The organism is Pseudomonas sp. MAFF 730105 (assembly GCF_055380705.1).
This window is the reverse complement of the sequence record NZ_AP018438.1, coordinates 2,989,251-3,013,768: the sequence shown is the minus strand read 5'-3', so window position 1 is coordinate 3,013,768 and position 24,518 is coordinate 2,989,251. Positions and strand designations below refer to the sequence as shown.

General features: G+C 62.4%; 22 protein-coding genes and 1 pseudogene. 13 read left to right on the top strand and 10 right to left on the bottom strand.

Going from position 1 to position 24,518, the window contains the following annotated elements:
* Positions 1–141 precede the first annotated feature (141 nt).
* Positions 142–3,174, bottom strand: coding sequence for a D-2-hydroxyglutarate dehydrogenase YdiJ (ydiJ, locus tag PCOSP_RS13385; protein ID WP_464711638.1), 3,033 nt, complete (start codon positions 3,172–3,174; stop codon positions 142–144).
* A gap of 144 nt (positions 3,175–3,318) precedes the next feature.
* Here ydiJ and PCOSP_RS13380 point away from each other — a divergent pair, with 144 nt between their 5' ends.
* Complete coding sequence (locus tag PCOSP_RS13380; protein WP_464711636.1) at positions 3,319–4,203, top strand: LysR substrate-binding domain-containing protein; 885 nt, start codon at positions 3,319–3,321, stop codon at positions 4,201–4,203.
* A 118-nt stretch (positions 4,204–4,321) separates the two neighbouring features.
* Here PCOSP_RS13380 and PCOSP_RS13375 read toward each other — a convergent pair whose 3' ends face one another.
* The 3 genes from PCOSP_RS13375 to PCOSP_RS13365 all read right to left on the bottom strand — a co-directional run bounded on the left by PCOSP_RS13375 (position 4,322) and on the right by PCOSP_RS13365 (position 5,591).
* A complete protein-coding gene (locus tag PCOSP_RS13375; protein ID WP_139642400.1) occupies positions 4,322–4,663 on the bottom strand; it encodes a hypothetical protein in 342 nt (113 codons plus the stop codon).
* A 251-nt stretch (positions 4,664–4,914) separates the two neighbouring features.
* Complete coding sequence (locus PCOSP_RS13370) at positions 4,915–5,214, bottom strand: chorismate mutase (RefSeq protein ID WP_464711634.1); 300 nt, start codon at positions 5,212–5,214, stop codon at positions 4,915–4,917.
* 131 nt (positions 5,215–5,345) lie between these two features.
* Positions 5,346–5,591, bottom strand: coding sequence for a hypothetical protein (locus PCOSP_RS13365; RefSeq protein WP_306669518.1), 246 nt, complete (start codon positions 5,589–5,591; stop codon positions 5,346–5,348).
* A 205-nt stretch (positions 5,592–5,796) separates the two neighbouring features.
* Here PCOSP_RS13365 and PCOSP_RS13360 point away from each other — a divergent pair.
* Positions 5,797–7,562: pseudogene (locus tag PCOSP_RS13360) on the top strand (S8/S53 family peptidase).
* A 27-nt stretch (positions 7,563–7,589) separates the two neighbouring features.
* Here PCOSP_RS13360 and PCOSP_RS13355 read toward each other — a convergent pair.
* The 3 genes from PCOSP_RS13355 to hpaA all read right to left on the bottom strand — a co-directional run bounded on the left by PCOSP_RS13355 (position 7,590) and on the right by hpaA (position 11,076).
* Positions 7,590–9,332: an OPT family oligopeptide transporter gene (locus tag PCOSP_RS13355; RefSeq protein ID WP_464711633.1), complete on the bottom strand. Its 1,743-nt coding sequence runs from the start codon at positions 9,330–9,332 to the stop codon at positions 7,590–7,592.
* Positions 9,333–9,495: 163 nt separating this feature from the next.
* On the bottom strand, positions 9,496–9,918 hold the full coding sequence (gene hpaR, locus PCOSP_RS13350) for a homoprotocatechuate degradation operon regulator HpaR (protein WP_060742174.1): 423 nt from the start codon (positions 9,916–9,918) through the stop codon (positions 9,496–9,498).
* A gap of 252 nt (positions 9,919–10,170) precedes the next feature.
* Positions 10,171–11,076 (bottom strand): 4-hydroxyphenylacetate catabolism regulatory protein HpaA, encoded by a 906-nt coding sequence (gene hpaA, locus PCOSP_RS13345; protein ID WP_139642391.1) that lies wholly within the window; start codon positions 11,074–11,076, stop codon positions 10,171–10,173.
* Positions 11,077–11,260: 184 nt separating this feature from the next.
* On the opposite strand from hpaA, the gene PCOSP_RS13340 reads away from it, so the two are divergent.
* The 8 genes from PCOSP_RS13340 to hpaI all read left to right on the top strand — a co-directional run bounded on the left by PCOSP_RS13340 (position 11,261) and on the right by hpaI (position 18,676).
* Positions 11,261–11,938: a fumarylacetoacetate hydrolase family protein gene (locus tag PCOSP_RS13340; RefSeq protein ID WP_464711630.1), complete on the top strand. Its 678-nt coding sequence runs from the start codon at positions 11,261–11,263 to the stop codon at positions 11,936–11,938.
* A complete protein-coding gene (locus PCOSP_RS13335) occupies positions 11,935–12,705 on the top strand; it encodes a fumarylacetoacetate hydrolase family protein (RefSeq protein ID WP_175362888.1) in 771 nt (256 codons plus the stop codon). Before PCOSP_RS13340 ends, PCOSP_RS13335 begins: the two co-directional genes overlap by 4 nt.
* Positions 12,706–12,710: 5 nt before the next feature.
* Positions 12,711–14,171, top strand: a complete 1,461-nt coding sequence (gene hpaE, locus PCOSP_RS13330; RefSeq protein ID WP_464711628.1) for a 5-carboxymethyl-2-hydroxymuconate semialdehyde dehydrogenase — start codon at positions 12,711–12,713, stop codon at positions 14,169–14,171.
* 248 nt (positions 14,172–14,419) lie between these two features.
* The gene (gene hpaD, locus PCOSP_RS13325) at positions 14,420–15,277 is read left to right on the top strand and encodes a 3,4-dihydroxyphenylacetate 2,3-dioxygenase (RefSeq protein WP_024779825.1); all 858 of its coding nucleotides are present in this window, start codon (positions 14,420–14,422) and stop codon (positions 15,275–15,277) included.
* Positions 15,278–15,301: 24 nt separating this feature from the next.
* The gene (locus tag PCOSP_RS13320) at positions 15,302–15,694 is read left to right on the top strand and encodes a tautomerase family protein (protein WP_139642382.1); all 393 of its coding nucleotides are present in this window, start codon (positions 15,302–15,304) and stop codon (positions 15,692–15,694) included.
* 47 nt (positions 15,695–15,741) lie between these two features.
* Positions 15,742–17,046, top strand: a complete 1,305-nt coding sequence (locus tag PCOSP_RS13315) for an MFS transporter (protein WP_175386096.1) — start codon at positions 15,742–15,744, stop codon at positions 17,044–17,046.
* Between the two features lie 10 nt (positions 17,047–17,056).
* Positions 17,057–17,860 (top strand): 2-oxo-hept-4-ene-1,7-dioate hydratase, encoded by an 804-nt coding sequence (gene hpaH, locus PCOSP_RS13310; RefSeq protein WP_024779822.1) that lies wholly within the window; start codon positions 17,057–17,059, stop codon positions 17,858–17,860.
* 18 nt (positions 17,861–17,878) lie between these two features.
* Positions 17,879–18,676: a 4-hydroxy-2-oxoheptanedioate aldolase gene (gene hpaI / locus PCOSP_RS13305; protein WP_464711625.1), complete on the top strand. Its 798-nt coding sequence runs from the start codon at positions 17,879–17,881 to the stop codon at positions 18,674–18,676.
* Positions 18,677–18,817: 141 nt separating this feature from the next.
* Here hpaI and hpaR (PCOSP_RS13300) read toward each other — a convergent pair whose 3' ends face one another.
* From hpaR (PCOSP_RS13300) to PCOSP_RS13290, 3 genes are all read right to left on the bottom strand, one after another.
* Positions 18,818–19,240 (bottom strand): homoprotocatechuate degradation operon regulator HpaR, encoded by a 423-nt coding sequence (gene hpaR, locus PCOSP_RS13300; RefSeq protein WP_041020126.1) that lies wholly within the window; start codon positions 19,238–19,240, stop codon positions 18,818–18,820.
* Positions 19,241–19,478: 238 nt separating this feature from the next.
* On the bottom strand, positions 19,479–20,420 hold the full coding sequence (locus tag PCOSP_RS13295) for a p-hydroxyphenylacetate 3-hydroxylase reductase component (RefSeq protein WP_464711623.1): 942 nt from the start codon (positions 20,418–20,420) through the stop codon (positions 19,479–19,481).
* Positions 20,421–20,492: 72 nt separating this feature from the next.
* Positions 20,493–21,662 (bottom strand): p-hydroxyphenylacetate 3-hydroxylase oxygenase component, encoded by a 1,170-nt coding sequence (locus tag PCOSP_RS13290; RefSeq protein ID WP_139642371.1) that lies wholly within the window; start codon positions 21,660–21,662, stop codon positions 20,493–20,495.
* A 298-nt stretch (positions 21,663–21,960) separates the two neighbouring features.
* Here PCOSP_RS13290 and PCOSP_RS13285 point away from each other — a divergent pair, with 298 nt between their 5' ends.
* From PCOSP_RS13285 to PCOSP_RS13275, 3 genes are all read left to right on the top strand, one after another.
* A complete protein-coding gene (locus PCOSP_RS13285) occupies positions 21,961–23,259 on the top strand; it encodes an NAD(P)/FAD-dependent oxidoreductase (RefSeq protein ID WP_024779817.1) in 1,299 nt (432 codons plus the stop codon).
* 115 nt (positions 23,260–23,374) lie between these two features.
* On the top strand, positions 23,375–23,740 hold the full coding sequence (locus tag PCOSP_RS13280; protein ID WP_139642369.1) for a cupin domain-containing protein: 366 nt from the start codon (positions 23,375–23,377) through the stop codon (positions 23,738–23,740).
* A 52-nt stretch (positions 23,741–23,792) separates the two neighbouring features.
* Positions 23,793–24,452, top strand: a complete 660-nt coding sequence (locus PCOSP_RS13275) for a helix-turn-helix transcriptional regulator (RefSeq protein WP_464711620.1) — start codon at positions 23,793–23,795, stop codon at positions 24,450–24,452.
* Positions 24,453–24,518 lie beyond the last annotated feature (66 nt).

Here is a 24,518-nt window from a genome sequence, read left to right as displayed (position 1 = left end):
TGGCACATTCAACATGGATGCATGCTGACCCACTGCTTTCGCGAGCAAGCCCGCTCCCACAGGGGACCTGGGGTGGGCTTGACTGGCGCGGGTAACTCGGAAAACTTCAGGGACCGGCATCAGCCAGTCCCCCTCTGTTCCTCAACCGCGCCGCCCAGCCAACACCTGCTCCAACACCACCTCCAGCGGATGCCGCAGTTGCTTGTCCGCCAACCGTTTCACCTGGCTGCGGCACGAATACCCCGTCGCCAATGCCTCCCCTTCCTTGTCCAGCTTGCCAGCCCAGGACTGTTCGAAAATGGTTCGCGAGGTGTCCTGGTTGCGCAGTTCATGGCCATAGGTGCCGGACATGCCGCAGCAGCCCGTCGCCTCGATCGCCAGCTTGAGCCCCAACTTGGTGAACACGGTTTGCCACTGGGAGGTGCTGGCGGGCACGTTGGTCTTTTCGGTGCAGTGCGCCAGCAGGCGGAACGTCCGGGCAACAGGAGTTGGCTGCTGCGGAACCGCATCGATCAGCCATTCCTGAGGCAACAGGACTTTCGGGCAAGCCTTGAGCCCTGGCACCTTCTGATACTCCTGGCGGTAGACCAGAGTCATGGCTGGATCCAGGCCCACCAGGGGCACCGAGCAGTCGGCGAGTGCCTGGAGCTGGGTAGCATTGCGGATCGCCGCCTTGTTGAAGGCACCGAGGAAGCCCTGCACATGCAATGGCTTGCCATTGGCGCTGTACGGCGCCAGGAAGACCCGGTAGCCCAACTGATGCGCCAGCTCGATAAAAGAGGCCAGCAACGGCGTTTCGAAGTAGCGGGTGAAGGCGTCCTGCACCAGTACCACACTGCGCTCCCGTTGTGCCGGCGTGAGCTCACGCAGGGCCGGTACGCTGGCGACCGCGACCTTGCAGCGGCTCAAGGTGGCCTGGAAGTTGTAGCGACTGATCAGCGGGCTGTCGACCATGCCCACCTGGTTCGCCAACAGTCGGCTCAACCATGTCGAGCCCATCACCGCGTTGTAGAGGTCCGGCGCGTAAGCCATGTAGGGAATGGTGAATTCCAGCGAACCGATCAGGTAATCCCGCAGTGGCCGTTGATAGCGGCCATGGTAGAGCTGCAGGAAACGCGAGCGGAACTCCGGCACGTTGACCTTGATCGGGCATTGTCCCGCGCAGGATTTGCAGGCCAGGCAGCCGGCCATGGCGTCATAGACCTCGTGGGAGAAATCCGCCTCGCCCCGTGAGCGCGCCAGATTGTTGCGCAGCCGCGCCGGCAACGCCTTCAACCACGACGCACCGCCCTGCGCCGCTTCCAGTACATCGACATTGGCCGCGCCCTGCAGACGCAACCATTCACGCATCAGCGATGCCCGCCCCTTGGGGGAATGCTGGCGTTCGCGGGTGGCTTTCCACGACGGGCACATGGCGTCGTCGGGGTCGAAGTTGTAACAGGCGCCATTGCCGTTGCAGTGCACGGCAGTGCCGTAACTTTGCCAGACACGCTCGTCGATCTGCCGATCCAGGTCACCGCGCAGTGTCACCTCGTTGACCTTGAGCAGGCCTTCGGCGGCGTCCGGCGGTGTGCAGATCTTGCCGGGGTTGAGCTGGTTGAAGGGGTCGAACGCGCCCTTGAGCGATTGCAGCGCCGGGTACAAGTCGCCAAAGAACGCCGGCACGTACTCCGAACGCAGCCCCTTGCCGTGTTCACCCCAGAGCAAGCCGCCATAACGCTGGGTGAGTTCGGCCACGGCATCGGAAATCGGCTTGACCAGCGCGGCCTGGGCCGGGTCTTTCATGTCCAGTGCCGGACGCACGTGCAACACACCGGCGTCGACATGACCGAACATGCCGTAGCTCAAGCCGTGGCCGTCCAGCAGAGCGCGAAACTCGGCGATGTAGTCGGCCAGCCGCTCCGGTGGCACCGCGGTGTCTTCCACGAATGGCTGGGGACGGACTTCGCCTTCGACGTTACCCAACAGCCCGACCGAGCGCTTGCGCATGGCATAGACGCGGTTCACCGCCTCGGCCCCTTCCGCCAGCGTATGGCCCAGGCGCTCGATGGTGGTGTCGCGCTGCAGATGCACCACGAAGGCCGCTACATTGGCGTTCACTTGCGCAACGTCGTCGCCGCTGAACTCCACCAGATTGATGCCCAGGGTCGGGCGCTCGGCGTCAGCCGGGAAATACTCGGCGACGCTGTGCCAGACGATGTCTTTCATCGCCAGCATCAACACCCTGGAGTCCACCGTTTCGATGGACAACGGTTTATGGGCCAGCAATGCGTTCGCATCGCGCAAGGCATCCATGAAGCTGCCATAGCGCACGTTCACCAACACCGAATACTTGGGAATCGGCAGCACGTTGAGCTTGGCCTCGACCACGAACCCCAGCGAACCCTCGGCGCCACACAGCACGCTGTTGAGGTTGAAGCGACCGTGGTCATCACGCAGGTGCGCCAGGTCGTAACCGGTCAGGCAACGGTTGAGCTTGGGGAACACCGACTCGATCAGCCCGGCCTGGGTTTCCTGGATCTGCCGGGCGGTGCGGTATACCTCGCCGATACGGCCGGTATCGGCGCACGCTGTTTCCAGCTCGGCGTCGGACAGTGGCTGGGTGTGCAAGTGCTCACCGCCGAGCAGCACGCTGTGCAGCTCCAGCACATGGTCGCGGGTCTTGCCGTAGGTGCAACTGCCCTGGCCGCTGGCATCGGTGTTGATCATGCCGCCCACGGTGGCGCGGTTGGAGGTCGACAGCTCTGGCGCGAAGAACAACCCGTGGGGCTTGAGCGCGGCATTGAGCTGGTCCTTGACCACACCGGCCTGCACCCGGACCCAACGCTCGGCCACGTTGATTTCGAGGATGGTGTTCATGTGCCGCGACAGATCGACCACGATGCCGTCGGTCAGCGATTGACCGTTGGTCCCGGTGCCCCCGCCCCGTGGCGTCAGCTTGATCTGGCGAAACCGTGGTTCGGCCATCAGCGTGGCGATGCGAGCGACATCCTCGGCGTCCCGGGGAAAGACCGCTGCCTGCGGCAGGCGCTGGTAAATCGAGTTGTCGGTCGCCAACACGGTTCGGGTGCCGTAGTCAGCGCTCAGGTGACCACGAAAACCGCTGGCGCGCAGGGCCTCGATAAATTCCGGGTAGTGGGCCGCGGGGGCAACCACAGGCAGTTGGGCAATCATTAACGGCCTCTTAGGGGGCTAATCACGTAAATACTTGTCGCCGGCGCATGAATAGGTCAGGCTCGGAACGACCTGCGCCAATGTTCCTTCAGGTTCCCCGCGCAGACAACCAGATAATCCTGCCGCTATCGATGACTTTTGCGAATGAATTACCGTCACCTCACGCCATCCATGTCACTGCTGCTGGCATTTGAAGCCGCCGCTCGGCATGAAAGCTACACCCGGGCCGCGGTCGAACTCTCACTGACGCAAAGTGCCGTCAGCCGACAAGTCCAGGCGTTGGAAGAGCAACTGGGGCTGACGCTGTTTCGTCGCGAAGGCCGGCAGGTCCGACTGACCGATGTCGGTCGCCTCTACCAACGGGAGATGAGCGAGGCGCTCGGACGCATCCGCAGCGCGACGCTGCAGGCCATGGCGTATCAATCCGGCAGCGGCACCCTGCGCCTGGCGACGTTGCCGACCTTCGGTTCGAAGTGGCTGCTGCCGCGCCTGCACGAGTTCTACAAGACCCACCCCGGCATCCTGGTGCACATCAGCTCCCGGATCGACGCCATCGACTTCGACACCAGCGGCATCGATGCCGCCATTGTCGTCGGCACAGCCGACCTGCCGGGCCTGATCAGCCATCGCCTGCACGCCGAAGAACTGATCGTGATCATCTCGGCTCAAGCGGCCCAGGCCCATGAGACGTGGACGCCGGAACGGATCAGCGAACAGATGCTGCTCAATGTGGCGAACAATCCCAACGTCTGGGGCGACTGGTTCAGTCACTACACCCTGCCCCATGCCAAGATGCGCCTGGGCCCTAGCTTCGAACTCACTTCGCACTTGATCCAGGCGGTGCGTGCGGATATCGGCATCGGCCTGGTGCCCCGCATTCTGGTGGCCGACGAGCTGGCCAATGGCGAACTGATCGGCCTCGACCTGCCGTTCGCCAGCCGGCGCAGTTACTACCTCACCTACCCGCCGCGCAACGAAATGCTGCCGTCTTTGCGGGCGTTTCGCGGCTGGTTGTTGGAGCAGATCTGACAGTCCCGCACTTATCGCAGACATAAAAAAGCCCCGCAAACCAAATGGGTCGCGGGGCAAGGAATTGGTTGGTTGCGGCCAACCAAAGGAGCTCTGTGAAAATCGTCTATCCGTTGAATCAGATGCAGTCTTCTGCGGCGCGCTCGAAACTCGACGGCAGCAGGTTCGAGGCCAGCAGGTGCCGCTCGTAGATGAACACCTTGCCGCCGTTCCCGGCCTTGTAGGCCTCCAGCACGTTGTCCGCGGAGACTTTGCTCGGCACGACGATCCGGTAGCTGCGCTGGGTCTGTGAGACCATCGGGTTCAACTGACTGTCCTGCAATTTCGGTATGACGCACTCGGCATACTCGGCCGGGGTCTTTTGGGTCTGCAGGGTCAGCGTCGGATCGTTTGGCACAGAGGCACAACCGGCGAGCAGCAAAGAGGCAAACGCCATGACAGGCACGAATAAAAAGCGCATCAGTTTCATCCCGAAAATAAAAAGGGTCAGGCTCGTATGACGACAGAACGCTGTTGCGTCATGTCTGGAGCCACCTGTTCGATGGGTGCAATTGTCCAATGACTGGCGACAAAGCAGAACATGCGTTTAGTGATGGTCACTATTACTTCTAACGATAGTTGCGTGCCCCAGGGGTGAGGCACGCGTGCCTTGGTGTCGCGAAGCCGGGATTCCAGCCTCGCAGAATCAGGTCATGATGAAGGCGGAAGGCGTCAGGACTGGGCTGTCAGGGCGGAGTGGGTTTTCAACTCTTCGTCAATGAACGCGGCGATCATGGCCCGGTAAACCCGCTCCACGACATCAGGCGAGGCACCGGCTTCATGGGCAATCCCACACACCTTGGTGATGACCTGCTCGACCCGCGCCGGCGCGCGCACATCGTCGGTGGTTTTCTTGAAGGCGGCCGCCTGCGTGACAAAGTTGCCGCGCCGGGCCAGGAGCGCAACGACCTCGCGGTCGATCCGGTCTATCTGCTGGCGGACTTCTTCGATTGATGTACAGCGTAATTCCATTTTGGGTATCTCCTTTCAAGTGACAAAAACGTGCTTGTGCGTTCGCGATATGACGGCATATTCGACAGGGATGCAAGCAGCGCCAACGCTATCGCGAGCAGGCTCGCTCCCACAGGTTGTTCCGGGGAGCATCAGAGCTTTGGGATAATCCCCGTGGCCTCGGCAATCGTCGCCAGCACTTCTTCCATTCCGGCAATGTGATTCTGAAGGTCTACAAAAGACTGATGGACCGCTTCGTTGGCGTCTACGGTCTGATGTCCGCGAAGCGCTACCACCCTGCGCAGCTCGTTTTCCTGAAGCTCATTCACGCTTTCTCGCAGGGCCAGGAGCTGGTCGAATATCTGTGCGACTTTGGTTTTGCTAGCGGCGTCCATCATCTCCAACCCAACCTCTCGATGAATGCACCCCAGGGACACGCGACCAGGATGCCAGGTCTTGAGATCTTGCCCGCGGGCAGTGGGGTGATCAATGGACACCTGAACACGCCGAGGAGTTTCGGTCCGGCCACGGCAGGTCTTCCTTGGAACGTAACGATGGCAAAGACAGTCGGAGCAATCAGGCCCTTGGCAAAGAAATCGTCCCATGCCCTTACGATCAGCCGTCCTCGCTGCGCTATTCACCCTGGCGACTGGCACAGCAGCCGATGCCCAGGAACCGCTACGCCTGGAAAACCTGAAACGTTGCGGTGACCTTTTGGAAAACCAGCGCCAGGACTGGTGCCTGACGGTGCGCGGGTTGGACGATGGCGTACCGCAATTGAAGCTGGGTAACCAAGCGATCCCCCGGACGCGGTCCAGCGCAAGGGACAGCACCTGCGCTTGCAGCTGGACAGCGCCGACTACCAAAGTGGCCCTCTCTGGCTGGAGGATGGTCCACGCACCAGCAACGCCGCCTGGCTGACCTTGCGCAACAGCCACGTAATGGCCGCCGGCCCGAACGAGGTGGCGAAGAACATGGACGGGCTGACCACTTACGTCAATCTGGTCAGCCTGCTGATCGAGGAGGATCGTGCCGGCCGCCAGGAAGCCGAGCGCCTTGCCCACAAGTATGGGGCGACGGTGGTCGGCAGCATTGCGCCCTTGAATCTTTATCAGCTTCGTCTGCCGGCCAGGGATCTGGTACAGCGTGACGCACTGGTGCTGCGCCTGGGCAGTGAAACCAGTGTGGACGCAGTGGTGATCGAGGAGTCCGCGGCGGAAGAAACCGAACAGTCCACGGCTCGGCCTGAAGAACCGAAGAAACCGGCGCAGGACTCCGACGAATGGGCCGCGAACCGCTTTCTCGACGCGGTGCACTACTACCAGCGGCGCATCCCCGGACAGCAGGCACCCATCCAGCCGCAGCCCGTGCGCATCGGCCTGATCGAGCGCGACGTGGATTTCGACACTGCGGATTTTGCCGACTATCTCGGTGCCTGCTCGGTACCGCGTACCTGTGTCTACGCCCGCGATGCCGCTGCCCCGGACGGCCACGGCACCACCGTCGCAGGCCTTCTCGCCGCGCGCTGGAACGACGGCGGCAACACCGGTTTTCTAAGCGGCCTGAATAAGGCCAGTGGTGGCTTCGAGGTCATCGTCGAACGTAATTCCGACGCCGGGATTACCGCCAATATCGCCGCCTCGGTCAACCTCGTTGAAGATGGCGTACGCGTGCTCAACTGGAGCTGGGGCATCCACCGGGTGGGTGCCAAGGACATCAAGGGGGACAATGTGGACTCCCTGCTGCGCTCGGGCATTGCCATGAGCGGCTACGAGGAACTGTTGGAAGAATTCTTCCTCTGGCTGCGCAAGGAGCACCCCGACGTGATCGTGGTGAACTCCGCCGGCAACGGTTCCTCGTTCTCGGGCAGCGATGAATACCGCCTGCCCTCCTCCTTCATCACCGAGCAATTGCTGGTGGTCGGCGGTCACCAGCGCAGCGAGCGTGCCGGAGTCTCGGTCGACGATCCGGCCTACGCGGTCAAGCGCAGTTCCTCGAACATCGACATGCGCGTCGACATCACCGCCGCCGCTTGCGCCCATGCCTCGACACCCGGCACAGGCCAGGATGGGGCGGTGCATTGCGGCACGTCCTACGCCACGCCCATGGTCGCAGGCCTGCTGGCGGCAATGCTGTCCATCAACCCGCAACTTCAGCCCGAGCAATTGCGCACGCTGCTGCGTCGCAGCGCCCTGACCATCGGCGACAACCACGATTTCGAACGGATGGACGCGGAAGACCTCACCGCGCCCATCCTGCCGTCGGAGCGCCGCTACCGGCTCAATGACAAGGACGTGGGACGCTCGGCGCGATTGGACATGCAGAAGGCACTGGACCTGGCGGTGGAAAGTCGCGAGCGGGTACGCTGATTCTCCGCGTATGCAATGCTCGGTGAATCACCCATTCCCGAGCATCTGCCACAACGACGCGCCCACCCCGGTCATGCTCTCCCCGGCAATCAACCCCGCCGCCGCGGTGATTGCGAAGCGCTCCGTGAGGCTCGGCCAGCGACAGCTCATCGCCCAGGTCAGCACCGCGCCGAGGGCCATCATCAGCGACACCGAGGCCGGCAGTACGAAAGCCAGGCCCAAGGCCGCGGTACTCGGCAGGAACCGGGCGCGGTGCTCGGGCAACAGGCTGTCGAGTACTCCCAGCAGTAAGCCGACCAGCCCACCGATGGCGATCGCCCAGCGGATGCTCACCGATAACGACGCCAGCCCCTGGGTCAGGGTTTGCGCCACGGCTTTCCAGGTGGCCACCGCCGGAGCCGGCCACTCTTCGGAGAGCAGCATGGCTTGAGGGTCCGGGATCAGAGCCAGATAGGCCAGTACGCCGACGATGCTGCCGACGAAAATACCCAGGGTCTGGGCGACCAACTGCTTGCGCGGTGTCGCACCAATGGCCCGGCCAACCTTGAAATCGTTCATCAAATCCGTGCACTGCCCCGCCGAACCACCGGCGGTGTTGGCGCTCATCAGGTTGATCGGCACCTGCCCCGGCGCAACGATGCCGAAGCTCAACTGGGACAACTGTCCGATAGCGCCGATGGGCGGAATACCCGTGGCGCCGACCACTCGGGCGGCCACCGCCGCCAGGCAGATCGCCAGGGGAATGGTCAACAGCGCCATCCATGGATTGATGCCGAACAACAGCGCCTGCAAGCTCACCACCAGTACGATGGCCACCACGAAACCGACGGCAGGCCCAGCCTTGGGCACCACCCAGATTGGCCCACCGCCAGCCCGGATGGTGTTGCGCAAAGTCCATAGGCGAATCGCCAGGGAGGCCAACGTCGAACAGACCATCAGGCTCACGCCCGGCCATAGCAACCACTCCACCAGCGCAGCGAACTGCGGGCCACTGCTGCCATGCGGTAGCTGCACCAGGCCGAGCTCCAGCAGCCACGGCGCCAGCCCGCCCCACGCCAGCAAGGCGCCGAATAGCAGGGTCAAGCCAACGCGAATACCAATGATCCCGCCAAAACCCACCAACAGCAGCGAAGGATCGGCGGTGAATGTCAGCCGCTCCAGTTGAGCGGTTGGCGACCAACGCGGGAAAGCCCACATGAAGGTGTCCACCCACTTGGCCAGCCCAGACAACAACGCGGCGCAGAGCAGCACCCTCAAGCGCGTCGCCGCTTCATGGCCTTGGTTGTAAATGTGCAACAGGGTTTCCAGCGTTGCCATGCCTTCGGGAAACTTCAACGCCTTGTCGTTGAGCAGCGACGGTCGCATATACCAGGCGATCCAGATGCCCAGGAAGCTCACCGAAAATACCCAGGCGACCATGGGAATGGCATCTAATTGTTGGCCGGTCAACAAGGTGTAGGCCGGGATCGGTGCCACCAGTCCACCGGAAATGATCGAGGCCGCCGCGGAGGCCACCGTCTGGTTGATGTTGCTTTCGTGCAGCGTCCAAGGTTGTCGTCCGGCTGAACGCCTGGCGAGGCCTTGCCAGATGGCATAGCCGATCAACAAGGCAATGATCGACATGTTGAACGACCAGCCGATCTTCAACCCGGCGTAGACATTGGAAGGCGTCAGCAGGATACCGATCACGATGCCGGTACTGACCGCGCGCACGCTGAGCTCCCGTTCGACGGGGCCATGAAGGGGCAGCGATGACGAGGTTTGAAGCATGCGAAATCCTTATCGGCAGTAAGACGGCGCGATCACTCAACGAGCGACCTAACAAGTGAGCGTCGTACTGGCGGAAGGTTCACAGGTTCGAGACAAGTCCTCGCGCACGTGCTCCGCGAGCCAGGGGTCCGGGATGCCGTTCAGAGGGTGATGTCGCGTGGCATCAAGGCTTGATGTTCTTCAACTCGTTGAGCAACGCCAGCAGTTGCTGCATCTTTTCCTCGCCGAACTGCTCTTCGATCCGTCGATAGTTGCCTTCCATCCCCTCGCTCATGGACACGAAGCACTGCTGGCCGCGTTCGGTCAGGCCAACGAACACCCGACGCTGGTCCTGGCTGGATTTCTGCCGGCGCACCAGTCCATCGCGCTCCAGGCGGCTGAGCACGCCGGTCATGCTGGGTTTGAGGATGCAGGCCTGATGGGCGAGTTGGTGGCTTTCCAACTCACCTTGCTGATGCAGGATGCGGATCACCCGCCATTGCTGCTCGGTGAGGTCGTGCTGGTTCAACGCCGGGCGGAAAAACGCCATGGCCGCTTCGCGGGCCTGCAGCAGGGTCAGCGTCAATGAAGGTCTGGGGTTGGCCATGTTCGGACTGCTTGGATGGACGAGTGGGCAGCTTAGTGGCGTGGGCAAGTCGCCGCAAGAAGCAGGGGCGCTTGATCAAATTTGCCACGGACTTGTGGCGAGGGGATTTATCCCCGCTGGGCTGCAAAGCGGCCCCAAATCAGCTCACTCGGTAAAACAGATACACCGGAGTGTTTGGTTTTAGGTCTGCTCCGCAGCCCAGCGGGGATGAATCCCCTCGCCACAAAAGCAAGTGTTCAATCGAAAGGAGGTTCAGCGCAATCCCGACTGCCGCTGGCGATATTCCCCAGGGGTGAGTTGGGCATAGCGCTGGAAAAACCGGCTGAAATAGGCCGGGTCCTTGAACCCGAGCTGGTAGCAGATTTCGTTGGCCGAGCTGCCGGTGAACAGCAGCAGGCGCTTGGCCTCCTGCATCAACCGCTCCATGATCAGTCGCTTGGAAGGCAGGTCGGCAATGCGCCGACACACGTCGTTGAGACGCGCCTCGGTCACCCCGATGCCCTCGGCATAGCGCGACAACGGCCAGTGTTGCAGATAGTGCGCTTCGATCAACTCGTTGAAGCGGTGAAAGATCTTCAAGTCCTCATGCCGCGCCGGCCGCGCTTCCAGGGAGTTGGAGCACAGCCGCAACAGGCTGATCATGATCAGCCGCGTCAAACCGTCCAGCGCCACGCTGCGCCCCGGCCGAGCGGCTGCCACCTCCGCGCTCAGTTCCTCGAACAAGTATTCCAACCGGCGTACTTCCCCGGCCTGCTCCGGCCCCAATTGCGTCAGCGCCACACAGGCTGCCGGTAACTGCACGCCAGCCGGTGCGAGCCCGGGGTCGGCGTCGATCAACTGCCAGACCAACTGCTGGCGCACCGTCAGCACGTGTCCGTCGCTGTCGGCTTCGGTCACGAAGGAATGGGGAATGGTCGGTGGCGTGAGAAAGAACATCGGCCCGGATTCAACGTACTGCTGGTCGTCCAGATACACCCGCACGGTACCGCTCTTGACGTAGTGCACCTGAAAGAACCGGTCATGGCGGTGCACCGGCATGTTCCGACCAAAAAAGCCCGCCAGGTTGGCGAGCCGGTCGTAGTGCACCTCGGCATCGCTGTAGCGCTGGTCGTACACCTGGCCAATGTTGATGTTCGGGATCGGCTGACGATCGGTCATCACGCAGTACTCGTTTCTATTCTGATTCAGGCAACGCCCGAGGCTCATCCTGCACCGAATCCGGGAAGGCAACCAGTGCCGGTCATTCTGTCACGCTTGACGATAGTTAACATCTTAATTATAACTGTTAACACATTAACAATATCGCAGAGCCCTCCTCCCTCTGCACCGCCAGGAGACAAGCATGAGCCGTGCCCTGCATGACGTCGCAACCGGCACCCTGTTCGGGGTCGCACTGAACTACCAGGGGCAGTTGAAACAGCGCCTCGCCGAGTTCGAGCAACCGCCCTACCAGAAGCCGCCGGTCAAGCCGGTGCTGTTCATCAAGACCCCCAACACCCGCAACCGGCACGACGCCGCCGTGGTCCATCCCGGCCATGGCGAACGACTGCAACCGGGACCGGCCCTGGGCGTGGTGATGGGCAGGTCGGCCAGCCGCGTCAGCGCCGCCGAGGCCCTGGACTACGTGGCCGGTTACACCGTCGTCAATGAATTCAGCCTGCCGGAAGACAGCTACTACCGCCCTGCCGTCAAAGCCAAGTGTCGGGACGGCTTCTGCGCCATCGGGCCGGAACTGGTGCCGAGCGCCAACGTGGCCGATCCTCACAGCCTGGCAATCACGCTGTACGTCAACGGCGAAGTACGGCAGCAGAACAGCACGGCCAATTTCGTTCGCAACATCCCCCAACTGATCGCCGAGATCAGCGAGTTCATGACCTTGCACGCCGGTGACGTGCTGATCACCGGCACGCCTGAAGGCCGGGTCGATGTGGTGCCCGGCGATCGCGTCGAAGTGGACATCCGCGGCCTGGGCCGTCTCGTCAATACCGTCGTGGCCGAGCAACCAGGAGTACGTTCATGAAACACGCGCGCATTCGTTTCGAGGGTCAGGTCCATGCCGTCACCGTGGAGGCCGGCAACACCGTGCGCCTGGCCGACGGTCGCCTGCTGGCCGAAGACCAGGTCGAGTGGCTGCCACCGGCCACTGGCAGCATGTTCGCCCTGGGCCTGAACTATGCCGACCACGCCGCCGAGCTGGCCTTCAAACCGCCCACCGAGCCCCTGGCGTTCATCAAGTCCCCCGGCACCTACACCGGTCACAACCAGCAGACCTGGCGCCCGGACAACGTCGCGTACATGCACTACGAGTGCGAGCTCGTGGCCGTCATCGGCAAGGCCGCCCGCAACGTCAAGCGCGAAGACGCACTGGACTATCTGGCCGGCTACACGGTGTGCAACGACTACGCGATCCGCGACTACCTGGAAAACTACTACCGCCCCAACCTGCGGGTGAAGAACCGCGATGCCACGACCCCCGTCGGACCATGGATCGTCGATGTCGCCGACGTGCCGGACCCGGCCAACCTGAAGCTGCGTACCTGGATCAACGGTGAACTGCGCCAGGAAGGCAGCACGAAGGACATGATTTTCGACATCCCCTACCTGATCGAGTACCTGTCCAGCTTCATGACCCTGCAACCCGGCGACATGATCGCCACCGGCACGCCGGAAGGCCTGGCGGACGTGGTGCCCGGTGATGAAGTGGTGGTGGAAGTGGAAGGCGTCGGCCGCCTGGTCAATCGAATTGTCAGCGAAGCCGCGTTCTTCGCATCCCGTAAAGAGGCTTGAGCAACATGATCAAACATTGGATCAACGGCCGTGAGGTCGAAAGCAAAGACGTCTTCATCAACTACAACCCGGCCACCGGCGAAGCCATTGGCGAAGTCGCCAGCGGCGGCGCCGAGGAAGTCGCACAGGCGGTGGCTGCGGCCAAGGAGGCCTTTCCGAAGTGGGCCAACACCCCTGCCAAGGAACGTGCCCGGCTGATGCGCAAGCTGGGTGAGCTGATCGATCGCGACGTGCCGAAACTGGCCGAGCTGGAAACCCTCGACACCGGCCTGCCGATCCACCAGACCCGCAATGTGCTGATTCCCCGGGCCTCTCACAACTTCGACTTCTTTGCCGAAGTCTGCACCCGCATGGACGGTCACACCTACCCGGTCGACGACCAGATGCTCAACTACACCCTGTACCAGCCGGTGGGCGTCTGCGGGTTGGTGTCGCCGTGGAACGTGCCGTTCATGACCGCGACCTGGAAGACCGCGCCGTGTCTGGCCCTGGGCAACACCGCCGTGCTGAAGATGTCGGAGTTGTCGCCCCTCACCGCCAACGAACTGGGGCGTCTGGCCGTGGAAGCGGGAATCCCCAACGGCGTGTTGAACGTGATCCAGGGCTACGGCGCGACGGCGGGCGATGCGTTGGTCCGGCACCCGGATGTGCGGGCGATTTCCTTTACCGGCGGCACCGCCACCGGCAAGAAAATCATGCAGACCGCCGGGTTGAAGAAGTATTCCATGGAGCTCGGCGGCAAGTCGCCGGTGCTGATTTTCGAAGACGCGGACCTGGAACGGGCACTCGACGCGGCGCTGTTCACGATCTTCTCGCTCAACGGCGAGCGCTGCACCGCCGGTAGCCGGATCTTCATCCAGGAAAGCGTCTACCCGCAGTTCGTCGCCGAATTCGCCGCCCGCGCCAAGCGCCTGATCGTGGGCGATCCGCAGGATCCGAAGACCCAGGTCGGCTCGATGATCACCCAGGGCCACTACGACAAAGTCACCGGCTACATCAGAATCGGCCTCGAAGAAGGCGCCACCCTGCTGGCCGGTGGCCTGGAACGCCCGGCCAACCTGCCGGCGCACCTGAGTCGCGGCCAATTCATCCAGCCGACGGTGTTCGCCGACGTGAACAACAAGATGCGCATCGCCCAGGAGGAAATCTTCGGCCCGGTAGTCTGCCTGATCCCGTTCAAGGATGAAGCCGAAGCCTTGCAACTGGCCAACGACACCGAATATGGCCTGGCGTCGTACATCTGGACCCAGGACATCGGCAAGGCCCATCGCCTGGCCCACGGCATCGAGGCCGGCATGGTGTTCATCAACAGCCAGAACGTACGCGACCTGCGCCAGCCTTTCGGCGGCGTAAAGGGTTCCGGAACGGGGCGCGAAGGTGGACAGTACAGCTTCGAGGTGTTTGCCGAGATCAAGAACGTTTGCATCTCCATGGGTGGTCATCACATTCCGCGATGGGGTATCTGAAACCAGCGATGCCCCCTGTGATGACCACAACCCCTGTGGCGAGGGGATTTATCCCCGCTGGGCTGCGAAGCAGACCCAAAACCAGACACCTCGGTGTATCAGGTTGGCCAGGGTTGACTGATTCGGGGCCGCTTCGCAGCCCAGCGGGGATAAATCCCCTCGCCACAAGGGCTGTGGTCCATTCAGAACAGGTTGTGACTCACCGATTACCCAAGACCCAACAAGAACAATTTTTCAGGAGAATCATCATGGGCGAAGTCGTCCTGGCTGCGAAGATCTGCCACGTTCCCTCGATGTACCTGTCCGAGCTGCCCGGCAAGCACCATGGCTGCCGCGCGGCAGCGATCGCCGGGCACAAGGAAATCGGCCGCCGCGCCCGTGAGCTGGGTGCCGATACCGCCGTGGTGTTCGATGTGCACTGGCTGGTCAACAGCGCCTATCACGTCAACAGCGGCGAACATTTCAAGGGCATCTACACCAGCAACGAGCTGCCGCACTTCATCAAGAACATGGAGTACGAGTACTCGGGGGCCCCGGAACTGGGCGAACTGATTGCCGCTGAAGCCAACGCCGCCGATGTCCGTACCCTGGCCCACAACATCCCCAGCCTGGAACTGGAATACGGCACGCTGGTGCCCATGCGCTACATGCACATGGACGTCCCGCCGGAGCAGAAGCTCAACGTCGTCTCGATTGCCGCCTGGTGTGCCTGGCATCGTCTGCAAGACAGCTTCACCTTTGGCGCTGCCGTGCGCCGGGCCATCGAAAAAAGCGACCGCAAGGTGCTGGTGCTGGCGTCCGGCTCGCTGTCCCACCGGTTCTCCGATGATCGCAACGCCGAAGCCAACATCCATAACTGGACCCGGGAATTCGACAAGCAAGTCGACCTGCACGTCGTCCAGATGTGGCGCGAGGGTCGCTGGAAGGAGTTCTGCGCCATGCTCCCGGACTACGCCGAGCACTGCTTCGGCGAAGGCAAGATGCATGACACGGCGATGCTCCTGGGGTTGCTGGGCGGACCGGACTACGACAAGCCCGCCGAAATCATCACCGAACCCTTCGGCAGCTCCGGCACCGGCCAGATCAACGCCATTTTTCCGGTTTGACCAGCCTACGCAGGAGATCCGACGATGCCGCACTTCATCGCTGAGTACACCGACAACATCGAACAACAGGCTGACTTGCCCGGCCTGTTTGAAAAGGTCCACGCCTTGCTGGGCGACAGCGGCGTGTTTCCCCTCGGCGGCATCCGCAGCCGTGGGGTGCGCCTGGACACCTGGCGCATGGCCGATGGCAAGCATGACTACGCCTTCGTGCACATGACGCTGAAAGTCGGCCACGGCCGCGACCTCGCCACCCGCCAGAAAGTCGCGGAGCAACTCTTCGAGGTGATCACCGCGCACTTCGCCGAACTCCAGGCCCAGCGCCTGCTGGCATTGTCGTTCGAGATGATCGAACTGCACGAGCAACTCAACTTCAAGGCCAACAACGTCCACGCCTTTCTCAAGGCCCGGACGAGCTAAGCGCGCCTGCAGTTACCCATCGGCCCTCTGACAAAAAGTACAAGATCATGAGCATAGCCAATCCCGCTGGCACTGCCGGCTCCGTCGCGCACGACCGCACCCACGCCACGATCACCTGGCGGCTGATGCCGTTGCTGTTGGTCTGCTACCTGTTTGCCCACCTGGACCGCATCAACATCGGCTTCGCCAAGATGCAGATGAGCGCCGACCTGCAGTTCAGCGACACGGTCTACGGCTTCGGCGCCGGCCTGTTCTTCATCGCCTACGCGCTGTTTGGCGTGCCGAGCAACATGGCCCTGGACCGGGTCGGACCACGCCGCTGGATCGCCACGCTGATGGTGGTCTGGGGGGCCTTGTCCACCAGCATGTTCCTGATTGACAGCGCCGCCGGTTTTTATGTGCTGCGCTTTCTGCTGGGGGTGGCCGAAGCCGGGTTCTTCCCGGGCATCCTGGTCTTTCTCAACCGCTGGTACCCGGCGCGACGTCGGGCCCAGGTAACCGCGCTGTTCGCCATCGCCGTACCGATGGCGGGGGTTATAGGCGGTCCGTTGTCCGGAGGGATTCTCGAACACTTCCACGAGGTGGGCGGCCTGCGCGGCTGGCAGTGGATGTTCGTCCTCGAAGGGTTGCCGGTGATCCTGCTGGGCCTGGTCGTGCTCAAGTGCCTGCCAGACAGTTTCGAGACGGTCGGCTGGCTCACGCCCCAGGCCAAACAGCAACTGCGCGAACAACTGAGTGTCGAGGAGCAGCGAAAATCCATCACCTCGTTCTCGGCGATCCTCAATAACCCGCAGGTCTGGTTGCTGGTGGCGGTGTACTTCGCCGTGATGCTGGCGGTAAACACCCTGGCCTTCTGGATGCCCACCCTGATCCACGGCGCCGGTATCGGCAGCGATGGCAAGGTCGGCTTGCTCAGTGCGGTGCCCTACCTGGCGGGCTGTTTCTTCATGATCGGCTGCGGTCGTTCTTCGGATCGCAATCGTGAACGCCGCTGGCACCTCTGCGTGCCGCTGCTGATGGCGGCGGCCGGCATCGCCATCGCCGGGCTCTCCCCCGGCAACTCGACGCTGGTGCTCGGTGGCCTGATCGTCGCCGGCATGGGTGCCAGCGCCGCACTGCCGATGTTCTGGCAATTGCCGCCCGCCTTCCTTTCCAACAATACCCAGGCCGCCGGGATTGCCCTGATCAGTTCCTTCGGCAGCATCGCCTCATTCTTCGCGCCCTACCTCATCGGCTGGATGCGGGACACCACCCAGAGCGCCAGCCTGGCCCTTTATGTCCTGGCGCTGTTCATCACCCTGGGTGGCCTGCTGGTGCTGCGCACCCGGGCCGCCGTCGTCAATCCTCAATAGGGACCTTGTCATGCTCGATCAAAGCCTCATCCAGCAAGCCGCCGCCCGCCTCGACCATGCCGAGCGCTCACGGGAACAGGTGCGGCAGTTTTCCCTCGATCACCCGCAGATCACCCTCGATGACGCCTATGCCATCCAGCGCGCCTGGGTGGCGCAAAAGATCAAGGACGGCCGCAAGTTGGTCGGCCACAAGATCGGCCTGACCTCCCGGGCCATGCAAGTCTCTTCGAACATCACCGAGCCGGACTACGGCGCGCTGCTGGACGACATGTTCTTCGACGAAGGCACCGACATTCCCTTCGAGCGCTTCATCGTTCCACGGGTGGAAGTGGAGCTGGCGTTCATCCTCGGCAAGCCGTTGAAAGGCCCGAACGTGACGGTGTTCGACGTGCTGGATGCAACCGAATGGGTGATCCCGGCGCTGGAAATCATCGATGCGCGCATCCAGCAGGTCGACCCGCAGACCAAGGCCACCCGCAAGGTCTTCGACACCATCTCGGACAATGCCGCCAACGCCGGCGTGGTCATGGGCGGTCGCGCGGTGCGTCCCACCGAGATCGACCTGCGCAAAGTGCCGGCGGTGCTCTACCGCAACGGCGTGATCGAGGAGTCCGGCGTTTCGGCGGCGGTGCTCAATCACCCGGCCAAAGGCGTGGCCTGGCTGGCGAACAAGCTGGCGGCCTATGACGTCACCCTGCAACCGGGGCAGGTCATCCTCGGTGGTTCCTTCACCCGCCCGGTGGCGGCCAACCCGGGCGATACCTTTCATGTCGACTACGACATGCTCGGTTCCATCGCTTGCCGTTTCGTCTGACTGTTCGAGGACTGCTTCATGGACATGCCGATCAACACGTTCAAACAACGGCTGAAAAGTGGCGAAGCGCAGATTGGCCTGTGGCTCGGACTGGCCGATCCCTACTGCGCCGAACTGGCGGCCAATGCCGGTTTCGACTGGCTGCTGATCGACGGCGAGCACGCCCCCAATGACGTGCGCAGCCTCCTCGGCCAGCTTCAGGCCGTGGCGCCCTACCCCGGCCAGCCGGTGATTCGCCCGGTGATCGGCGACACCGCGCTGATCAAGCAGGTACTCGACCTCGGCGTGCAGACTCTGCTGGTGCCGATGGTGGAAAGCGCCGGCCAGGCTCGCGAGCTGGTACGCGCCATGCACTACCCGCCCAGCGGCATCCGAGGCGTCGGCAGCGCACTGGCCCGGGCGTCGCGCTGGAACAGCATCCCCGGTTACCTCGACAAGGCCGATGAACAGATGTGCCTGCTGGTGCAGATCGAAAGCCGCGAGGGTCTGGCCAACCTCGACACCATTGCCGCCGTGGAAGGCGTCGACGGTGTGTTCATCGGGCCGGCGGACTTGAGCGCGTCCATGGGTTTTCGCGGCAATCCGGGCCATCCGGAGGTGCAAGCGGCCATCGAGGACGCCATCGCCCGTATTCGTCAGGCCGGTAAGGCAGCGGGGATCCTCAGTGCCGATGAGAAACTGGCCCGGCGTTACATCGAGCTGGGTGCGGCATTCGTTGCGGTGGGGGTGGACACGACCGTGCTGATGCGCGGCCTTCAGACTCTGGCGGCGACGTTCAAGGATGCGCCGAAGCCTGCGACGGGTGGGGTTTACTGACCCAAGTCAGACGCCCTGTGGGAGCAAGGCTTGCCCGCGATAAAGCTGATGCGGTTCACCATGAGACCGAGATGGCTTCATCGCGGGCAAGCCTTGCTCCCACAGCTATTCTTTCTCTCCTTAGAAGTCGCAACAGGAAGCTCAGCGCCTGACCGCCTTCAGTTCATTCAGCAACCCCAACAACGTCTGCAACTTCTCCTCCCCCAACTTCTCCTGCAATCGCTGGTAATTGGCCTCCATGCTCTGGCTCATCGAGTCGAAGCACGCCTGCCCCTGGGGTGCCAGGCGCACCAGGACCCGTCGCTGATCCTGCTCGGCCTTGCGCCGCACCACCATGCCCGCCGCCTCCATGCGCACCAGCACGCCGGTCATGCTGGGCTTGAGGATGCAGGCCAGCTCGGCCAGGCGATTGATCTCCAGTTCGTCGTGCTGGCTGAGGATACGAATGACCCGCCATTGCTGCTCGGTCAGGCCATGTTGATTGAGGGAAGGACGGAAAAACCCCATGGCCGCTTCACGGGCCTGTAGCAGGGTCAGGGTCAAGGATTGGCGCGGTTTGGGCATGGAGGAATGTTCGTCGGGGGATTTAGTTAATGAGTTAACTAAATCTTAGCATCACCGCTGCCCAGTTGTCCGTGGTGAGTGAAATCGAGCACCCGGCCCCCCCTGTGGGAGCGAGCCTGCTCGCGATGGCGGTGTGTCTGTCTCAAGATAATTGACTGACCTACCGCTATCGCGAGCAGGCTCGCTCCCACAGGGTACTGGGGTGTTATTGCCTTTTGTATTCGGCATCGAAACTGCATCAAGCGCCCTTGATCACCCCTTTGAGCACCGTCTTGAAATGCTCCACCTGAGCTTCGCCAAACTGGCCGAACACCTTGTCCTGTTGCTCCTTGGCAATGGCCCAGAGCCCTTCGGTTTCGTCGATGCCCTTGATGGTAAGGCGCACCCGGTCGCCCTCATCACTGACCAGGCCCTTGCGCCTGAGGTTGGCCACGGCCTCTTCGATCTCGCGCACCGGCATCGCCACTTCCCGTTGCAGGTCAGTCAGGTTCAGCCCGGCGTCATTTTCCAGCACCATCAACATCCGCGCTTCGCTGGTACGCAATCCAGTGGACAGTTGCCGTGGTTGGTAGCTGGCCTGGTACGCCCGCAATGCCTGGGTCATCAGGTAGTAAAGATTGTGGCTCAAGCGCCCCTGGAAGTGACTGCTGGGCGCTTGCCCCTCTTCGCGTCGGGTCATGCGCGTGTGGGGCAGGACCATCGAGTAGGCGCCCTGGTGATAGAGCAGCGGCGAGCGACCGAAGTCGTCGAAGGCCACAACCTTGCCGATCATGATCCAGTGATCGCCGCCGTCGACCTGCTGGAATTTTTCACAGTGAAAACGTGCGGCGCAATCGGCGAACACCGGCGCCCCACCGACGCCGCTATCGAATTCGATATCAGCGAAGCGATCTTCCTTGGGCCGGGCGAAGTTGTTCGACAGGTCGATCTGGTCGGCGGCCAATACGTTCACGGCAAAGTGACTGGCCGCTTCGAACACGCCGTGGCTGCTGGAGCGTTTGTCGATGCTCCAGAGAATCAGCGGCGGGTCCAGGGACACCGAGTTGAAACTGTTGGCCGTCACGCCGACCTTGCGGCCATCTTCAGCCGCGGCGGTGACCACGGTCACACCGGTGGCAAAGTTACCCAGGGCGCGGCGGAATGCGCGGGTATCAAAGGGGCTATCGGAAATACTGGACATGCAAGACTCCCGGCCGCCTCAGGTGACGGCCTCGATTTATTGTTTTATGGGCGGGACTCGGCGAGCAGGCGGTCACACCATGGAGGGATCGGGCTCCAGGCCCATCAGTTCGCGCCCGAGGATCTGCGCGCAGACATCGTAGTCGGTGTAGGCATGGGCGCCCGTGAGGTGCGCATCGCGGAACAGCCGTTGCAGTTCGTTGGTTTCGAACCAGGCGCCACCGCCGGCCGCTTCCATCAGCCGATCCACCGCCTGGATGCACATCTTGGTGGCATAGCCCTGGTTGGTTCGCCAGAACGCCAGGGTTTCCCGGCTCGGGTATTCGTGACGCTCGCTGTGCTCGGCGTGCTCCTGCCAGGTTTTTTCGAGGAAGGCCCGGGCCGCCGCCACTTGGTGGGTGGACTCGGCCAGGCGCATGAGCGCCGGGGTGGCCGCCCCCACTGCCGCACCGGTGTAGGCGCGCACGCGGTTGCGGGTTTTCTCGCGAAACACTTCGAGCATGCGTTCGGCCACGCCCAGGCTGACGGTGGAGAAGCCGCTGGCAAAATACGGCCGATACGGCGAGTAGAAGATCTTGCTGTCGGGGTACAGGCCGAAGCCGCCGGACTTGCCTTCCATCATGTCCTTGGCTTTCTGGATCCGGTGTTCCGGCACAAACGCGTTGTCGATGATCAACGTCTTGCTGCCGCTGCCGCGCATGCCCACCGCGAACCAGTCATCACGAATGGCATAGTCGCTTCGAGGCAGTACCGCAAAGCAATAGTCCTGGGTGCCTTCGGCGTTCTTGCGACGAAACCCGACAATCGCCCACTCGGCGTGATCGCAACCGCTGCTCCAGCCCATCTCACCGCTGAACATCACGCCGCCCTCAACCTCTTCGGTTCGACCGAACGGTGCGATGCTGCTGCTGGCGGTGGCATCGGGATCGTCGCCCCAAACTTCTTCCTGGGTCTTGGCCGGGAACATCGCCAACTGATGGCTGTGGGTGCATAGCAGGCTCATGGCCCAGGCCGTACTGGCACAGGCGCCGGCCAGCAGCGCGATGCAATCGGCAAACTGTGGCAGAGAAATCTCCATGCCACCGTATTTCTTCGGCAGGAAGGCCCGATGCATACCGATGCCCTTGAGCAAGGCGATATTCTCGGCCGGAACGCTTCGGTCCTGTTCCGCCTGGAAGGCATTGGCGGCGATGACCGGGAGGATGGGCTTGAGGTCTTCGAGCAGCGGATTTGGCTTTTTCATGGACGGGCTCTTTTATTATTGGCGTCTGCCGATCCCACCTGGACTTGCAGGTTCGTGCTGCAGAAATGGTGGGATCAATGATTAAGGCCGGTCCAGTATGGGCATTCAAGGGCAGCCGAAAAATGCACCTTCCAGATCCAAGATTGTACTTTTCATGGCGAAAGAACCGAGCGATGGCGCGCTCGATCAAGTCCCGCGGCACGGATGATCAAGACAAGCGCCCCGCTCCGGGCCCTTAATAGAGGCATCGCGTGCAGGGCTCTGCACGGAGTTTCCTTTCACTTTGTCAGGTTGCGTCATGATCAATATCGAAACGCCCACCTATTACACCGCCACCAAGAAGTACAACCTCAGCTTCCCCACCCTGGAGCAAGACGTGGAAGCCGATGTCGTGGTGATTGGCGGTGGTTTCTCCGGCATCAACACCGCGCTGGAGCTCGCTGAAAAAGGCATCACCAATATCGTGGTGCTCGAGGCGCGCTACTTGGGCTTCGGTGGTACCGGGCGCAACGGCGGACAGATCATGGCCGGGATCGGGCATGACCTGGAAAAGATCAAGAAGGACGTGGGCGAAGACGGTCTGCGCCAGGTCTTCGAGATCAGCGACCTGGGCGCCGACATCATCAAGGACCGCATCGCCAAATACGCCATCGATGCCGACTTCTGCCACGGCTATGGCTACATGGGCTTCAACGCCCGCCAGGAAAAAACCCTGCGGGCCTGGGAGAAAGACTTCAAGTCGATCAACAGCAAACACGAGATCCGCTTTCTCGGCGGCTCCGACGTCCAGCAGATCATCGGCTCCAAGGCCTACGGCAGCGCCTTGCTGCACATGGGCGGCGGGCATGTGCATTCGCTGAACCTGCTGCTGGGCGAAGCCAAGGCCCTGGCCGGCCACGGCGTGCGTATCTTTGAAAACAGCCCGGCCCTGGAGGTCAGCTACGGCGAACGCATCACCGTGCGCACCGGGCGCGGCTCGGTCAAGGCCAGCAAACTGCTGTGGGCCTGCGACAGCTTCCTCAACAAGCTGGAGCCGGAGCTGCATCGTTCGACCATCAACACCTACGCCTTCCAGATGATGACCGAGCCGTTGTCGGATGAACTGATCCAGCGCATCAGCCCGATCCGCGGTGCCTACAGCGACATTCGCCCGGTGATCGACTACTACCGCGTCACCAATGAAAACCGTTTGCTGTTCGGTGCCGCCACGCCGCTGGTGGAACACATCCCCCAGGACCTCAAGGCCTGGAATCGGCACCTGATGCTGAAGATTTTCCCCTACCTCAAGGACGTGAAAATCGACCTGGCCTGGGGCGGTCCGATGGCGTGCAGCCCGAATCTGTTCCCGCAGATCGGCACCCTGCCCGGCCGCCGCAACGCCTTTTTCGTCCAGGGTTATTCCGGCTTTGGTGTCACGCCGAGCCACATCATCTGCAAGGTGCTGGCCGAGGGCATGAGCGAAGGCTCGGCCCGCTACGACCTGGTCAGTTCCATCAAGCGCCCGACCATCATCGGCAAAGATGCCATCCGCCCGCTGCTGCTGACCGCTGGCAAGTCCTGGCATCAGCTGTCGGGTTACTGGAATGGGCGTCGCTGACGTGTAGTGGGCCTGAATCCGTATCTGAGTGCCTATGGGGCTGCTGCGCAGCCCAACGGGGATAAATCCCCTCGCCACAAAACCACATCCGTCTCAATCATCAGGAGTCACTGCCATGTCCCTCATCACCCTCAAGAAAGACATCCAGCTGTCCGAACTGGACGCCTGGGGCACCGTTGCCGACCTGGGTTCGCAAATCCTCGAAGGCGAAGTCAAAGCCTTCGGCAAGATGACCTTCGGCGCCCCGACCGACGCCATCAGCAGCGCCTACTTCGGCACCACCCAGGGCAAGTTCAGGATGGTGTATCCCTTCGCCGAACAAGCCACCGTGGTCACCGGCGAAGTGGTGCTCACCGACGAAGCCACCGGCCAGAGCACCCGCTACAAGGCCGGCGACAGCTGGTTCGTGACCAAGGGCACGCCAGTGCTGTGGGAAGTGGTCAGCGAGAGTTTCGTCAAGCACTACTTCGCGGTAGCCTGACCGGACAGGGCCGCCGGAATCACCGGCGGCCCGTATGACGAAGGTTACGCCCATGAACCTGATCGCCACCCAGGACATCGCCGGCCACTGCCTGCAAGCGTTCACCCAGCTGATTCCCGCCAGCCGGGCGGCCTTCTACTGCGTCGACCGGCACTTGCAGGCCCATGATTTCAGCCTGCACGGCATGAGCAGCGAGATGCACCGCGATTACCTGGACAATTACTGCCAGTTCGATCCGCTGCAACCGCGCAAATGCGTGTCCGGCGAGCAGGCAGTGGTGCCGCTGGGCCTGGCGATGGCCCGCCAACCGGTACGGGACAACCAGCGCTACCGCAGCTTCTTGCAGCGCCACGGCATTGTGGATGTGGTGGAAGTCTTCGCCCGTCGGGACGGTCAGCCGCACGCCGCCATCTCGTTGCTGCGCACCGCCGAACAAGGTGCCTTCACCAGCCAGCAGTTGAGCCAACTCAACGCCTTGCAGGGCCTGCTGCAACTGGCCGTCGCCCACCTGCCCGACCACGAGGATGCCTTGAGCAATTTGACGCCCAAGGAGCGCCAGATCGCCTTGCTATTGCGTCAGGGCGTCAGCAACAAACACCTGGCCCGGGAGTTGGATGTGGGCTTGCCGACCATCAAGACTCACCTGATCAACCTGTTCCGCAAGGTCGGCGTGAGCAGCCGCACCGAGTTGGTCAGTTCGCTGTTTCTCTGACACGGCTCAACCATCCGGTTGATAGTCCACGACTGCACAGGCGCCCATGATCCGGGTGGACACTTC